The sequence below is a fragment of the Magnetococcales bacterium genome, assembly GCA_015228815.1.
Classification (GTDB): Bacteria; Pseudomonadota; Magnetococcia; order Magnetococcales; family UBA8363; genus UBA8363.
This window is the reverse complement of sequence record JADGCV010000015.1, coordinates 74,519-89,462: the sequence shown is the minus strand read 5'-3', so window position 1 is coordinate 89,462 and position 14,944 is coordinate 74,519. Positions and strand designations below refer to the sequence as shown.

At 55.8% G+C, this 14,944-nt stretch carries 12 protein-coding genes; 10 read left to right on the top strand and 2 right to left on the bottom strand.

Annotated elements, in window-relative coordinates:
• From HQL76_08260 to HQL76_08240, 5 genes are all read left to right on the top strand, one after another.
• Positions 1 to 566 (top strand): hypothetical protein (locus tag HQL76_08260; GenBank protein MBF0109152.1); only part of this gene is annotated, 566 nt, incomplete at its 5' end.
• A gap of 79 nt (positions 567 to 645) precedes the next feature.
• The gene (locus HQL76_08255) at positions 646 to 2,034 is read left to right on the top strand and encodes a hypothetical protein (GenBank protein ID MBF0109151.1); all 1,389 of its coding nucleotides are present in this window, start codon (positions 646 to 648) and stop codon (positions 2,032 to 2,034) included.
• Entirely contained in the window at positions 2,031 to 3,284 is a 1,254-nt protein-coding gene (locus HQL76_08250; GenBank protein MBF0109150.1) for a M48 family metallopeptidase, read from the top strand. The genes HQL76_08255 and HQL76_08250 overlap by 4 nt, the downstream gene beginning before the upstream one ends.
• Entirely contained in the window at positions 3,281 to 5,113 is a 1,833-nt protein-coding gene (locus HQL76_08245; GenBank protein MBF0109149.1) for an EAL domain-containing protein, read from the top strand. The genes HQL76_08250 and HQL76_08245 overlap by 4 nt, the downstream gene beginning before the upstream one ends.
• 85 nt (positions 5,114 to 5,198) lie before the next feature.
• Complete coding sequence (locus HQL76_08240) at positions 5,199 to 5,867, top strand: 3'-5' exonuclease domain-containing protein 2 (protein MBF0109148.1); 669 nt, start codon at positions 5,199 to 5,201, stop codon at positions 5,865 to 5,867.
• A gap of 16 nt (positions 5,868 to 5,883) precedes the next feature.
• Here the strand turns inward: HQL76_08240 and HQL76_08235 are convergent, their stop codons facing one another.
• Together HQL76_08235 and HQL76_08230 are read right to left on the bottom strand one after the other, a co-directional pair.
• Positions 5,884 to 6,174 (bottom strand): nucleotidyltransferase family protein, encoded by a 291-nt coding sequence (locus tag HQL76_08235; protein ID MBF0109147.1) that lies wholly within the window; start codon positions 6,172 to 6,174, stop codon positions 5,884 to 5,886.
• Positions 6,175 to 6,267: 93 nt separating this feature from the next.
• A complete protein-coding gene (locus HQL76_08230; GenBank protein ID MBF0109146.1) occupies positions 6,268 to 6,726 on the bottom strand; it encodes a CBS domain-containing protein in 459 nt (152 codons plus the stop codon).
• A gap of 88 nt (positions 6,727 to 6,814) precedes the next feature.
• On the opposite strand from HQL76_08230, the gene HQL76_08225 reads away from it, so the two are divergent.
• The 5 genes from HQL76_08225 to HQL76_08205 are packed head-to-tail and all read left to right on the top strand — an operon-like array spanning position 6,815 to position 14,941.
• A complete protein-coding gene (locus tag HQL76_08225) occupies positions 6,815 to 7,192 on the top strand; it encodes a hypothetical protein (protein MBF0109145.1) in 378 nt (125 codons plus the stop codon).
• 57 nt (positions 7,193 to 7,249) lie between these two features.
• Positions 7,250 to 7,804: a thioredoxin family protein gene (locus HQL76_08220; protein MBF0109144.1), complete on the top strand. Its 555-nt coding sequence runs from the start codon at positions 7,250 to 7,252 to the stop codon at positions 7,802 to 7,804.
• A gap of 48 nt (positions 7,805 to 7,852) precedes the next feature.
• Positions 7,853 to 11,680, top strand: a complete 3,828-nt coding sequence (locus HQL76_08215) for a DUF3683 domain-containing protein (GenBank protein ID MBF0109143.1) — start codon at positions 7,853 to 7,855, stop codon at positions 11,678 to 11,680.
• 53 nt (positions 11,681 to 11,733) lie between these two features.
• Positions 11,734 to 14,391, top strand: a complete 2,658-nt coding sequence (gene pepN, locus HQL76_08210; protein MBF0109142.1) for an aminopeptidase N — start codon at positions 11,734 to 11,736, stop codon at positions 14,389 to 14,391.
• Positions 14,392 to 14,434: 43 nt separating this feature from the next.
• The gene (locus HQL76_08205) at positions 14,435 to 14,941 is read left to right on the top strand and encodes a hypothetical protein (protein ID MBF0109141.1); all 507 of its coding nucleotides are present in this window, start codon (positions 14,435 to 14,437) and stop codon (positions 14,939 to 14,941) included.
• The last annotated feature ends 3 nt before the right edge of the window (positions 14,942 to 14,944 follow it).

Sequence of the window (14,944 nt, the reverse complement as noted above, 5' to 3'; positions counted from 1 at the left end):
GTGAGGAACCCTTCCAGGATTTCAAAATTGGCCTTACTGCGCAACAGGCGTTTCAAGGCCCAGTCGAAGCTGATCAACTGTCGTTGTTTCACTCTTATTGGTCCTCCGTTCTGAAGAGCAACCTGGATTTCTCTGAAAATTTCCGACAAGGAACCACTAACCCAGGATTGTCCAGGATTTCAGCCTTGCAGTCCACTGAAATTGGTCAAGTTTGGTTCCCACTGCGTCCAAAATCTGGCCGGATAGACCAATCGGAAGGGACAACCAGCAGGAACATCACGTTTGTCTTCCTTCGCAAAACCCGCGAAGAAGGGCAAACCAAAGCGCGCGCCTGCGCAAGATTCCCGCAAAAACCACGAGGGAATCTTGCTTCGGGTGAAAGGGCGCGTGGAAAAACAAAATCAAAACCCTGTGGGCAATTCCCCAGACCCCTTTTTTCTTTCAATAGTCCTGAGCGGGAGTACCTGGGCGCCGATAAACACGCTCTGGTTGGACCTGGAAAATTGCGCAATGAGGATTGGACCGGTATGATGGTCCTGATTGCGGTTTGTTTCTGGAGTCGGTGAACCGTTGACACTCATTCTGGTCTGAAGAACAAGGGCGCTGCCATCGTGGTTCAGGCGGGAGGGATCGAGGATTCGTTGCGTGAAATTGTCGGATAATTCCCGGGTGGCCATCATCGGCGGCGGCCCCGCCGGTTCCATGGCCGGATTCTTCCTCATGGAACTTTCGCAACGGATTGGAATGAAACTCCATGTGGATCTCTATGATCCCAAGGATTTTTCCCGTTTTGGTCCCTCCGGGTGCAACATGTGCGCTGGGGTCATCAGCGAATCGCTCGTGCAAACCCTCGCCGCCGAAGGGATCGACCTGCCATCGCGTGTGGTGCAGCGGGGCATCGAATCCTATGTCCTGCACACCAGCGGCTGCCAGCCCGTCACCATCGATACCCCCGCCGAGGACCTGCGCATCGCCACGGTCTATCGCGGCAGCGGACCCCAGGAACTCAAGGGACGACTCGACTGGCGCAGTTTCGATGGCTACCTTCTGGAACTGGCCAGGCAGCACGGGGTACAAGTCATCCCTCAACGGGTTACCGACCTGAAATGGAACCAACAGCGTCCCGAGGTCATCTGCCGCGGTGCCTCCGGAGAGGTCTACGATCTTCTGATCGGAGCGGTTGGCATCAATTCCAGTCTTCTGAAAAAATTTGAAACCCTTGGGTTCTCCTACGCCCCGCCGCCGACCTCGAAGGGTTTTCTGTCGGAAATCCATCTGGGCCGGGATCGGGTCCAGGAATACCTTGGCAATGCGATGCATATTTTTCTTCTGGATATTCCCGGACTCAAATTTGCCGCCCTGATTCCAAAGGTCGAATATGTGACCATCTGTCTGCTCGGCGACCGGATCGATCGACCCTTGATCGAAAAATTCATGCGGTCCAACGAGGTACGTCGGTGTTTTCCTCCCGATATGGCCTGGTGTCACGAAGACCAGGGGTGTGAATTGGGACAGGCCTGCCATTGCGGTCCCAAACTCAATCTTGGACCCGCCACGAATCCCTTCGGCGACCGGGTGGTCCTGATCGGGGACAGTGCCGTATCCCGTCTGTACAAGGATGGAATCGGCGCCGCCTACATTACCGCCAAATCATGCGCCGTCACGGCCTTGTTCCTGGGAATTTCCGCCGATGATTTTCACAGGCATTACGGACCGGTCGTGCGACGGATCGCCCGGGACAATACCATTGGCAAGGTTGTGTTTTTTTTCACGGTTCTCTACCAGAGACTCCGCTTTCTCCGACGAGGCATGGTCTACATGGTGCAACAGGAACGCCAGTGGCCATCGGGACGACGACTCATGGGGCGAACCTTGTGGGACACTTTTACCGGCAGTGCCACCTATAGGGAAATCCTTTTTCGCTCGCTGCACCCGATCTTTATTTTCCGGGTTGTCCTCGCTACCGTGATGACCCTGATTCGTCCGGGAATGGTCGGCAAGAGCGATGACCGGCACGGGAGAAAAATCGGGTGAATATCTATTCGTGGTTGATCCTTTCGGCGCTGCTGTTGGGGTTTCTCCTTGAAACGGTGGCAACCCTTCTCAATCTTGACAATGGCGCCACGACACCTCCCAGGCAGTTCGCCGACCTGTTCGACCAGGAACGCTTTGCGCGTGGGCGACGTTATCTGACGGAAAAAGGCAGGTGGGGTCTGATCGTCGCTTCATGGGACCTGGCCTTGCTGCTGTTGGTATGGTGGCTCGGTGGATTCAACATTCTGGATCAATGGTTGCGGACCCTGGTGGATGACGTGCTTGTCCGGGGCGTCGTCTACATTGGCATCCTGGTCGCCGCCCACAGGATCGCCAATCTTCCCTTTTCAATCTACAGGATTTTCGTCATCGAAAACCGCTTCGGTTTCAATCGCACAACCCCTGCAACCTTCGTTCTTGATCTTGTCAAATCCATGATCCTCATGATCTTTCTTGGTGGTGGCGTTCTTTGGGGCATTCTGTGGTTCTTTCAGACGGCAGGCTCTTTCGCATGGTTGTATTGCTGGATCACCGTGACCCTGTTCGGCTTTGTGGTTCAATATGTCGCGCCACGATGGATCTTTCCCCTGTTTTTCAAGTTCACTCCCTTGCCCGATGGTCCGTTGCGCCAGGGATTGCTTGAATACGCCGACAAGGTCGGTTTTCCGGTGCGCGACATCTTCGAGGTCGATGGCTCACGACGTTCCACCAAGGCCAATGCCTTTTTTACCGGCTTTGGCCGAAATCGCCGGATCGCCCTGTTCGATACCCTGATCCAATCCCATACCCAAGACGAGGTGATCGCGGTCGTGGCCCATGAAGTGGGGCATGATCGTCATCATCATATTCCCAAGGGAATTGCCATCGGTACCGTCCAGATGGGCTTGACTTTTTTTCTGATGTCGTTTTTCCTGGAACATCCTGGACTGTCCCAGGCTTTTTTCATGGAACAGGTGTCGATCCATTCGGGTCTGGTATTTTTCTCGCTGCTGTTGACGCCGGTCGATCTGATCGCCGGTCCCCTGTTCAAATGGCATTCCAGAACAAACGAATTCCAGGCCGACCGTTTCGCGGTCCAAACAGCCCCCGATCCGGGCGCTCTTGTCACTGCCTTGAAAAAATTGGCCGCCAACAGTCTTTCCAATCTGACACCGCATCCGTTTTACGTTATGCTTCATGATACCCATCCGCCATTGATCCAACGAATGGAGCGGATGGAAATGGAACGGAAGGGACAAATGGCCCCATGAACAGCAGGAAACAAACCGATGGGATCGACAATCTGGCGGAATTTCTCGATGGCCGCTCCTTCGAGGTCACACTGCTCAAGGTGCTCCTGGAAAACAGTCGCGAAGGGGTTGCCCTGATCGATTGGCGTGGCAACATTCGCCGAATCAATCGTGCCTTTTCCAGAATGGTCCAACAACCCCATGAAACACTCGAAGGAAAAAATGTTCTGCGCCTGTTTCCCCATGGCGAAGACCGGGCATTGGTGGAGGAAATCGTCGAAACACTCTGGCAGGATGGATACTGGTCCGGAAGCATGAGGCCCTGGTTGAATAATCAGGAAAAGAAGAGCCAGGAATTGTTTCTGAAAATCAGTGCGATCCTGCCTGCCAATGGCCGGGTTCGTTTTTTTCTGTGTCAACTCTCCGAAACCCAGGCCGTCGGACAACCTTCCGCTGCCATCATCGATACCGGAAGGGATCCCCTGACCAACCTGGCCAGTCGCAGTTTGTTCGTTGACCGGCTTGAGCAGGCCATTTCCGGGGCCAAACGGCACAATCGCTCGCTGGGGGTGCTGATCCTCGATCTGGACCGATTCAAGCTGGTCAACGATTCCCTGGGACCCGTATTGGGCGATGAAATGCTCAAGATTGTGGCGCTACGCTTGACCCATTGTCTGCGAACCAGCGACAGCGTGGCGCGTATCGGAGCGGATGAATTCGGCATGCTCCTGACCGACATTGACGAGGGAACCGGAGCGGTGCGCAATTCAGGCTTCGTCGCCCGAAAAATCTATGATGCGTTGGCCAAACCGGCACTGCTGGGAACCCAGGAGGTCGAACTTTCCGCCGCCATCGGGATTACCCTGTTTCCACAGGATGCCCAACAGGCGGATATTCTTATGAAAAACGCGGAGACCGCTCTGGATCACGCCCGGCGGCGTGGCAGAAACAATTATCAGTTTTTCTCATCGGAAATGGCGGAAACGGCACGTAAAAGGTTCGCCCTGGAGTCCCAATTACGCCATGCCATGGACCATGACGAACTTCGATTGTTCTACCAACCCCAGGTAGACCTGCAAACGGGTCGGGTGATGGGGGCGGAAGCACTGATTCGCTGGTTTCACCCGGAACGGGGGATGATTTCTCCCGCCGATTTCATACCCATCGCCGAAGAGACCGGATTGATCGTGCCGATTGGCGAATGGGTGATTCGCACTGCCTGTCGTCAGATTGCCGATTGGAAAGCGATGGGACTGCCATCCATTCGCGTCGGGGTCAATCTCTCCGCGCTCCAGTTCCAACGTCAGAATCTGATCGGTATCATCCAGGATGCATTGCGGGAAACCGGTATCGATCCGAGCACTCTGGATCTGGAAATCACCGAAAGCGCCATCATGGACGATGTCGCCAAGGCAGTCAAAACACTCGCCAGAATCAGTGAACTTGGCGTCCATCTGTCCATCGATGATTTTGGAACCGGTTATTCCTCACTGAGCCAGTTGCGCCATTTTCCTTTCAAGACCTTGAAAATAGATCGCTCGTTCGTCCGTTTCATTACCGAAAACGCTGGCGACAAGGCCATCGTCAACGCCATCATCGCCATGGCGCACAGCCTGGATCAAAATGTGATCGTGGAGGGATTGGAAACGGAAGGACAGTTGGCCATCCTCCGAGCCTTGAACTGCAATCAGATGCAGGGATTCCTGTTCAGCGCCCCTGTCCCACCGGACGAACTGACCCAAATGTTGCGCGATGGAAAATGCCTTCCCGCCACAATGGCATCCCCTGTCGCCGAAGACACCGGTCACCCGGTCGGGAAGGAATCTTCGCCGCGGCGTCAGGATGCGTGAGGAAAACGGATCAGGTGACACAATGGTCGTCGATGATGAGAACGAACCCCCATCTCTTTGGTTGATTTGAAAGTCCGTGATGAACATGAAGGAAAAAACATCCTTCCCCGCCTCCGCTTTGGTCTGCGACAATGGCGGCAAGGCAATCGGGAGAAGACTCTCCAAGGACGAAATCAACAACCTTCCCATTCGTCGATGGGAGGGACCGGTTCATGTGGTGCGTGAAGACAATCTTGTTTCCCCTGCCGTTGAAAAACTGAATAAACAGACGGTTCTCGGCTTTGATACCGAAACCAAACCCGTATTCAGAAAGGGAATTTCGCATCGTCCCTCGCTGATGCAACTGGCGGCGGAAGACTCGGTGTATTTGTTCCAGCTTCGGCATTTGACCTGGTTTTCACCACTCAAGGCCCTTTTGGAAGACCCGAACGTCCTCAAGGTTGGGGTCGGAATCGGACAGGATCTGGAACAGTTGCAGACCATTTTCCCGTTCGTTCCCGTCCGTTGTCATGATCTTGGGGAACTGGCCCGGGTCATGGGAATGGACAGTCATGGATTGCGTACCATGGCCGCCCGTTTCTTTCAATTCAGGATTTCCAAGCGGGCGCAGTGTTCCAATTGGGAATCTCCGGTGCTCAAACCATTTCAGGTCTCCTACGCTGCCACCGATGCCTGGATCAGCCGGGAAATTTATTTCGCCATGCAACGAGAAGGGTTGTTCGCCCTCGAACATGAGGTCGTTTCTCTGTCATGAAACGAGGCCCGAGGCATCAGACATGAATTGCGTCCCGGTCGATGAAGGGGCGCAACTCGGGTCGTAATCCCTTGTCGGTCACCAGATCCACCGGACACCCCAACTGATCTTCCAGATAGAACTGCACACCGAAATAGCGTGCCGATGTGGCAGGACCATCGAAAGTCACCAACACATCCACATCGCTACTTTCTCTCATTTCGTCCCGAGCGGTGGAACCGAACAGGGACAGCCCGACGATACCGAATTCCTGGCGAAGGTATTCCTTGTTCCGGGTCAGATGTTGTATTACATCGGCACGCCTCATGGATTCACTCCCTGTTCAAAATAACTCCAGCCATGTCAGGGGCCGTGTATACTTTATCCTATAAGTCCATAATGAGCCGGGAATCGATTCAAATCATATTTCCGATGGTCTTTTGATCATTCCCCGAATGATGTCGCGTTTGCCGATGATGCCGGTCAGGCGGTCGCCATCGACCACGGGCACCAGGGAGATGTGTTCTTCCGCCAGGATGGTGGCGATTTCCTGAAGCGGGGTGTTTTCCTCGACAACCGTGACCTCGGTCGTCATGATGTCGGCAACCGTGACCGCGGTCGCTTTGCGCAGGTCACTTTCATACTGGCGTTCCCCGGCGATGGGGATGACGGCGTCCAACAGGGTGATGAGGGTGGGCAGGTGGATTTTCTTGATCCGATCGACCAGATCGCCTTCGGTGACGATGCCGACAAGTATTCCTTCCTCCAGGACCGGGACGCCGCTGATCCGCCGTTCCGTCAGGAGACGGGCCAAATCCATCACCGGCAGGTCGGGCGTCACCGTGATGACTTCCCGTGTCATGATTTCCGCCGCATTCATGGTGGTCTCTCCCTTCATGGGTGTGTGGCCATCGGATACGTCTGGAACTTCAATCCTTCCCGCCTTATCCCCTCGAAGGAGTGGTCCCATGTTTTTCAAGATCATTCTACCGCTTTTTTTGCTGGCCGTCGTCTATTTTGTTGGCCGGGCGCACGCAAGACGACGCGATCTTCAATACGCATCCGCCCCAGCCTTCCCCTCCCTGAGGGAAAATATGAAAGGACCCGTCGGCAAGATTGCCGTGATCCTGGTCGCATCCACCCTCCTGTCGGCCTTGTGGATGATCTTTTCCCACTGGCAGGATAACGCCACATGGGTCGAAGTGCGGGTTGTTGATGTCAAGTCGGGAGAAAAGTCGTATTATGAAGCCCAGAAGGGACAGATTCACGGTCGTTCGTTCACGACACGGGATGGCCGGCGGATCACCCTGTCCGATGTGGAACGGATGGAAATCATGACAAAATGACCACCCGACCCCAGCGATAACGATCATGGGCGTACTGAACTGTCAAAAGGAAACATCATGGCGCTTCTCGAAACCCCAAGAGGGGAACTGGGATCCAGGGCCCCGGCGTTTTCACTTCCCGGCGTGGATGGACACATCCTTTCCCTGGAACAGTGTTCCGCAAGTCCGGTCCTCCTCGTCATGTTCCTGTGCAACCATTGTCCCTATGTCCAGGCCATCCTCGACCGTCTCGTCACCCTGGGCCGGGAATATCCGCGTTCGCGGGTGGCCATGGTTGCCATCAACAGCAATGACGCCACACAATATCCCGAAGACAGTTTCGCCAACATGCAAGGGCTCGCCAAAACCATGAATTTTCCCTTTCCCTACCTCCTGGACGAAACCCAGGAGGTCGCCCGGGCCTACGGCGCCGTCTGCACTCCCGATTTGTTCCTTTACGATGCCGAACGCGCCCTGCGTTATCGCGGACGACTGGATGACGCCCCCCGTGATCCGGAACGGGTGCGGCAACGGGAACTCAAGGAGGCCATCGACGCTTTGCTCCAGGGAAAACCCATATCACCATTGCAAAATCCATCCCTGGGGTGCAGTATCAAATGGCGGCGAGGATGATCCTGCCCGTCGGACCCGTTCCCCCCTTCCCCAGGTTCCAGGAGCCCCATGTCCGAGCCATTGAAAACCCATCAACGCGCCATCCCCTACAACTACACCTCCTTTTCCGACCGGGAAATCGTTCATCGATTGCTTGGGCGCGACATGTGGGACCTTCTGGAATCCCTGTCGCCAACGCGCAAGACCGGACAATCCCAGCGGATGCTGTTCGAGATTCTCGGCGATCTATGGATCATCGTCAGAAATCCCCTGATCCAGGAAGAACTGTTGGTCCATCCAAACAAACGTGAAACCTTCCTCGCCGATTCCCGTCGCCGTCTCCAGGCCATCGCCGAACGTTCCCAGGATGATCCGCGGGTGGGTCTGCTCCTGTCCCGGGTCGGCAAGGCCCTCGACCGGATGAACGACGAAATCGATTCTTTTGCCAAATTGCGTGAGGAAATCAAGGATCTGGTTGCCCGCTCGACCCCTGCCACGCATCTTGATTTTTCCATCATCGCCCGCGTCGCCTCGGTCACGGACGCTACCGACTGGCGGGTCGAATATCCCTTTGTCGTCATCACCGCGACCAGGGAAGAAGAGCTGCCGACGATCGTCGCCCTCTGCAATCGCCTCGATCTGACCATGATCCCCCGAGGGGGCGGGACCGGTTATACCGGCGCCGGGGTTCCCCTGTTTTCCCGAACCGCCATCCTCAACATGGAACGGCTCAACGCCATCGGTCCCGTCACCCGGATGACCCTTCCCGATTCGACGGTCACCGCCGCCACCATCACCGTCGAGGCGGGGGCCGTGACGCAACGGGTCGCCATGGCGGCCCAACGCGAAGGTTTGGTCTTCGCCGTCGATCCCACCTCGAAAAACGCTTCGACCATCGGCGGCAACATTGCCATGAACGCCGGCGGAAAAAAGGCAGTGCTCTGGGGAACGACCCTGGACAATCTGGTCTCCTGGACCCTGGCGACCCCCGACGGTCAATGGATGAAGGTCGAACGCCTCGATCATAACCGCGGCAAGATTCATGATGTGCCCATGGCCCGTTTTCGCCTTCGCCGTTGGTCACCGGGACAGTCGATCCAGGAAGGGGTGGAGGAAATCCTTGCCATTCCCGCGGAATCGTTCAGGAAAAAAGGTCTTGGCAAGGATGTGACCAACAAGGCGCTGGGCGGTCTTCCCGGCGTGCAAAAGGAAGGTTGCGATGGGGTGATCACCAGCGCTACCTTTTTATTGTATCCCAATTTCAAGCACACCCGGACCGTCTGTCTTGAATTCTTCGGCTACGAGCTGGGCAAGGCGGTGCCCGCCGTCGTTGAAATCAAAAGGTTTCTTGACCGACACCCGACCGTCGGCTGCGCCGGACTCGAACACATGGATGCCCGCTACATCCGCGCCGTGGAATACAACACCAAAGCAACCCGAAATGAACGTCCGCGGATGGTCCTTCTGGCCGACATCGTCGGGGAGGTCGCCGAAGAGGTCGATCAGGCCGCCCTGGAGGTGGTACGAATCGCCCGGGAACGCGATGGCGAAGGGTTCATCGCCACGAGCAAGGAAGATCGGCAGCGTTTCTGGGCCGACCGTTCCCGAACCGCGGCCATCGCCCGGCATACCAACGCCTTCAAGGTCAACGAAGACATCGTCATCCCTCTGGAACACCTCGCCCTGTACAACCGGGGGGTCGAACGGATCAACATCGAACAATCCTTGAAAAACAAACGCGCCATCCTCGACGAAGTCATCCGGCAATTTTCGGAAGAGGAATTTTTCCGCCATTTTCCCCACAATCGGTCGCCGGGGAGTGAAGCAGACCGGATCCTCAATGAAAAAAGACGGGCGGCCCTCGACCTGCTGCACGAAGTGTCCCGACGCTGGGACGGAATGTCCGCCGGTCTCGACGCCCCGTCCGGCGATTCGGGAGAACTCCTGATCGAGCGCATGTTGCAGGGAGCGATACGGGTTTCCTTTCGTCACGAGGTCCGCGAACCGTTGCAGGCGCTTTTCTCGGGTGCGCATGGCCTCCAGTTGCTGACCGATCTGGATCGGGTCCATCGCCATGGACGGGCGCGGCGCATCTTCATCGCCCTGCACATGCACGCCGGAGACGGCAACGTCCATACCAATATTCCGGTCAACTCCAACGATTATGAAATGCTGCGCGAAGCGGAACGGATCGTGGATCGAATCATGCTCCTGGCCCGCGAACTGGACGGAAGGATTTCCGGAGAACATGGCATCGGCATGACCAAGTTTGCCCATTTGGACGCATCGATCATCGACTCCTTTGTCGCCTACAAGAATCGGATCGACCCCCTGCATCGCTTCAACAGGGGAAAATTGATGCCTCAAGGGGTGTTCTTCTCCGAACCGATCATGGAACGGGCCTATACCCCTTCCCTGCGCCTGGTGCAACAGGAAGCGATCATCCTTGAAGAAAGCGCCATCGGCGGCCTGAACGATGCCATACGCACCTGTCTTCGTTGCGGCAAATGCAAGGAGGTCTGCACCACCCATGTTCCAGAAGGAGGATTGTTCTATTCTCCACGCAACAAAATCCTTGCCCTTGGGCTTGCCATCGAAGCATTTTTGTATGAGGAACAAACACGTAGAGGCTTGTCCGCAGCCAATGTGTCCCAGATTGCCGATCTGTCGGACCATTGTGCCGTCTGCCATCGCTGTGCCGTTCCGTGTCCGGTGCATATCGATTTTGGACAGGTCACCATGGCCATGCGGCACCTGTTGTCGCGACGCGACCGTCCCTGGTCCCGTCTGCCGCAACGTATGGCTTTGGCTTTCCTCGACGCCAAGGGGCCGCGAAGAATCCGCTGGTTTCGCCGTCTGCTGCTGGTCCCCGGTTATTCCCTGCAACGTCAGGCATACACTGTTTTCAAGGGGACCAAATATTTAAAATGGAAACCAAAACTTGGTGCGATCGGTTCGCCATTGCATTCCCTCGCCAGGACCGTTCAGGGAATGCTGCAAACCCGTCTTCCCCGTCCGGGACGGGGCGGCACCCTGCGCACACTCATGGGCTGGGATGATCGCCGGGGAATCCCCTGGCTTGCGGTTCAGGGAAAACAGGATCAACCGATCGAGACCGTTTTTTATTTTCCCGGGTGTGGCTGTGAACGCCTGTTCAGCGACATCGGTCTGGCAACCCTGGCCCTGGTGCATCATCTTGGCGTCCAGGTGGTCCTTCCTCCCGAATACATCTGTTGCGGCTTTCCCCAGAAAGGAAATGGAAACCTTGAAAAAAGCAGAAAAATAAGCATGGAAAACAGGGTGTTGTTTCATCGGATGGCCAACACCCTCGATTTTCTTTCGATCAAGACGGTACTGGTTTCGTGCGGCACCTGTCTTGCGCAATTGCAGAATTATCATTTTGATACTATTTTTCCCGGATGCCGGGTCCTGGACATCCATGAATTTCTTTTCGAACGTGGGGTGCGCCTGTCTCCCGATCCGGGGAGTCGGATTCTTTTTCATGATCCGTGTCATTCGCCAATGCTGCAACATGCGCCGGAGGTGGTGGTGGCGGGGCTTACGGGTGGAACGGTGACGATGACCGATCGTTGTTGCAGCGAGGCGGGAACCTTTGCCCTGGCCCATCCGGAGCCGGCCAATCAGGCACGCCTGGGCAAGATGCGGGTGTTGCGGCAGGAAATGGCGGTTCCAGTCGCAACAGGCAAGGAAACCTTTTGCATCCTCACCTCCTGTCCCTCGTGTTATCAGGGAATGTATCGTATCGGTCATTCGATGAAGGTTCCGAACGATTTCCTTGCGGTTTTCCTGGCCCGGAAACTGTGGGGAAATCAATGGCGGAAAAAATTTCTCCGCCAAATGGCTACCCATCGGGTGGATCCGATTCTTTTCGATTGAGGCCAAGTACCCTTCAGGTTCAATGACCCTGCAACGAGGAACACATCCAGATCATGTCCGGCAAACCAACGAAAATTCATTATCTCAAGGACTATCAACGCCCGCCATTTCTGGTGGAATCGCTGCATCTTCATTTTCGGCTCGATCCCGAGGTCACCGAGGTGCAGGCACGCCTGTTCTTCAGCCGCAATCCCGACGACACAATCACCCACGAACCCCACCTGCGCCTGGATGGAAGAAACCTGGAACTTCTTTCCGTCCTGCTCGACGGGCATCTTCTCAGGCCCGATCACTACCGACAGGACGACGAAGGATTGACCATCCTTTCCGTCCCCGACCACGGAATCCTTGAAACCACAACCCGTATTCATCCACGAAAAAATACCTCCCTGGAGGGACTCTTCTGTTCGGGTGACATACTTTGCACCCAATGCGAACCCGAAGGGTTACGCAAGATCACCTTCTTTCCCGATCGACCCGACATCATGTCCCGCTACCAGGTAACCCTGGAAGCGGAAGAAGGTCGATATTCCACCCTGCTGTCCAATGGCAACTTGGAAAGCTCCATCCTCGATGGTCATGGAAAACGATGCGTCACCTGGCGCGATCCCTTCAAGAAGCCTTCCTATCTGTTTGCCCTGGTGGCGGGAAACCTGTACCGCGCCGAGGACCGGTTGATTACCTCTTCGGGTCGGGAAATCGCCTTGCATCTATACGTTGAACCGGAAAACCGGAACAAATGCCAGCATGCGTTGATGGCATTGAAAAAATCCATGGCCTGGGATGAACGCCATTTCGGTCGCGAATACGATCTGGACCTGTACATGATCGTCGCCGTCAACGATTTCAACATGGGGGCGATGGAAAACAAGGGGCTCAACCTGTTCAACGCCAAGTATGTCCTGGCCCTCCCCGAAACCGCTACCGACCTCGACTATCAACAGATCGAAAGCGTCATCGCCCACGAATATTTCCATAACTGGACCGGAAACCGGATCACCTGCCGCGACTGGTTTCAATTGAGCCTCAAGGAAGGGTTGACCGTCTATCGGGATCAGGAATTCTCGGCCCAGGAGGTGACCACGACCGCCATTCAGCGCATCGACGCCGTTCGCATTTTGCGCGGCAATCAGTTTCCCGAGGATACCGGTCCCACCGCCCATCCGGTTCAGCCCGATTCCTACATGGAAATCAATAATTTCTATACAACGACCATCTACAACAAGGGGGCCGAGGTGGTGCGGATGCTGGCCGTCCTGTTGGGCCGTGACGGTTTTCGTCGCGGCATGGATCTTTATTTTGCGCGTCATGATGGTCAGGCAGTGACGGTGGAGGAATTTCAAAAGGCAATGGCGGATGCCAATGGACGCGACCTGACGCAGTTTTCGCGATGGTATCGTCAGGCGGGTACCCCCATTGTCGAAGTCGTGTGTCACTACGATTCCCGTTCCCGGAGCTGTTCGTTGACCTTTTCGCAACACTGTCCCGCCACGCCGGGACAGCCCACCAAGGAACCCTTCCCTATTCCGGTCGTGATCGCCCTCCTCGATCGTGACGGTCGGGAAATGCCCTTGAAAACCGCCGCGGAACAGACATCGGCCCCGACCTCGCTCCTGTTCGAACTGGTCCAGGAGCGGCAAACGCTCGACATTCTGGATCTCCCCGCGCCACCGGTTCCATCGATTTTGCGTAACTTTTCCGCTCCGGTGCGCCTGAAGACCTCCTTGAGCGACGAGGAACTGGCCTTCCTCTGGTGTCATGATACCGATGGCTTCAACCGGTGGGAGGGGGGGCAGGCCCTGGCGACAAAATGGTTGTTGCAGGGGGTCGAGGCCTGGAAGAAAGGGGGAGACTGGCGGATGGACGACACGTTCGTCCAGGCCTTTGGCAAAAACCTGTCCGACCCGACTCTTTTACCCGTGGAAAAGGCCCTGCTCTTGACCCTTCCCGATGAACGATACCTGCTTGACCAGATGGATGAAGGGGAACCCGAAGGAATCTTCATGGTTCGGCGCAGCTGCCGACAACATTTGGCGCGGACGTTTATCGAACCCCTGGAACGCATCTATCATGATCTTCGTACACGGACCGCGTCCTATCGTTATTCTCCGGAAGATGTGGGCCTGAGGGCCTTGAAAAACCTGTGTCTGGATTACCTCCTGGCGGGGGATTGCCAACGGTTTGCCGAACTGGCGCTGAGCCAGTACGACCGGGCGGACAACATGACCGATCGCGTGGCGGCGATGGTCCGTCTGGTTTACGAGGATCACGAGACCAAGGATCGCATCCTCGATGATTTTCAAAAACGTTGGGCCCATGATCCACTGGTCATGGACAAATGGTTTTCCATTCAGGCAATGTCACCGGCGGAAACGACCTTGACACGGGTGCGGGCGTTGACGTCGCATCCCCTGTTCTGCCTGACCAATCCCAACAAGGTACGCGCCCTGATCGGCTCCTTTTGTTACGGCAATCCGGTTCGTTTTCACGCCATTTCGGGTGAAGGCTATCGATTTCTGTCGGAGCGGATCGCTCAATTGAACACCATCAACCCCCAGGTCGCCGCCCGATTGTTGATGGCCCTGGTTCCATGGCGCCGTTCCGAAAAAAACAGGGGGCTTCACATGCGTCGGGCACTCGAAGAACTCGGCAAACTCCCGGACCTGGCGCGGGATCTGTATGAGCTGATACAAAAATCACTGGCCCAATAGAATGTTTTGTCCCGAACTCTTCTTTTGAAAATCCGGGGGCGTCATGGCGATCATGCTGCAACATTTGGAAAATTGGCTGGATAAGGAAAACCTGGTCACTGAAGCCGAAAAGATTGCCCTGGCGGATGATCTGACCCGCTCCGGGCGTAAGATGCGCATGCTTCGCGAGGCCTTCTCCGTGGTCGGACCGGTGGAAACCGTCATGGACCGGATCCTTGAGGAACGGTTGTTCCATGCCCATCAGCATTTTCTCGATCGCCGCGCCATGGACCTGTTGCGCGGAAGAAAAGACATGAAAGCACTTCAGGACTACCGGATCCAGCAACTCCAGAAAACCGGAGATCTGCTGCGACAGAGCCTGGAACAAGCCCGGCAATTGCTCGAAGGGACCCAGAACCAGTTCCAGGGGGTGGAAGAGCGGGGGCTGTTGATGAAAATGATGTCCCGGCAACGGGCCAACGAACACAGTCTGGAAAAAAATATCGCTCAGGTCGCCGATTTGCAAAACAAGGACATGGCTTTCTGCACTCTCCACCATTCTTCGGTATGATCA

Bases quoted from the DNA above. Each gene is read 5' to 3' on its own strand.
- HQL76_08245 (MBF0109149.1), top strand. From the start codon at position 3,281: ATGAACAGCAGGAAACAAACCGATGGGATCGACAATCTGGCGGAATTT.
- HQL76_08240 (MBF0109148.1), top strand. From the start codon at position 5,199: ATGAAGGAAAAAACATCCTTCCCCGCCTCCGCTTTGGTCTGCGACAAT.
- HQL76_08235 (MBF0109147.1), bottom strand. From the start codon at position 6,174: ATGAGGCGTGCCGATGTAATACAACATCTGACCCGGAACAAGGAATAC.
- HQL76_08230 (MBF0109146.1), bottom strand. From the start codon at position 6,726: ATGAATGCGGCGGAAATCATGACACGGGAAGTCATCACGGTGACGCCC.
- HQL76_08225 (MBF0109145.1), top strand. From the start codon at position 6,815: ATGTTTTTCAAGATCATTCTACCGCTTTTTTTGCTGGCCGTCGTCTAT.
- HQL76_08220 (MBF0109144.1), top strand. From the start codon at position 7,250: ATGGCGCTTCTCGAAACCCCAAGAGGGGAACTGGGATCCAGGGCCCCG.
- HQL76_08215 (MBF0109143.1), top strand. From the start codon at position 7,853: ATGTCCGAGCCATTGAAAACCCATCAACGCGCCATCCCCTACAACTAC.
- pepN (MBF0109142.1), top strand. From the start codon at position 11,734: ATGTCCGGCAAACCAACGAAAATTCATTATCTCAAGGACTATCAACGC.
- HQL76_08205 (MBF0109141.1), top strand. From the start codon at position 14,435: ATGGCGATCATGCTGCAACATTTGGAAAATTGGCTGGATAAGGAAAAC.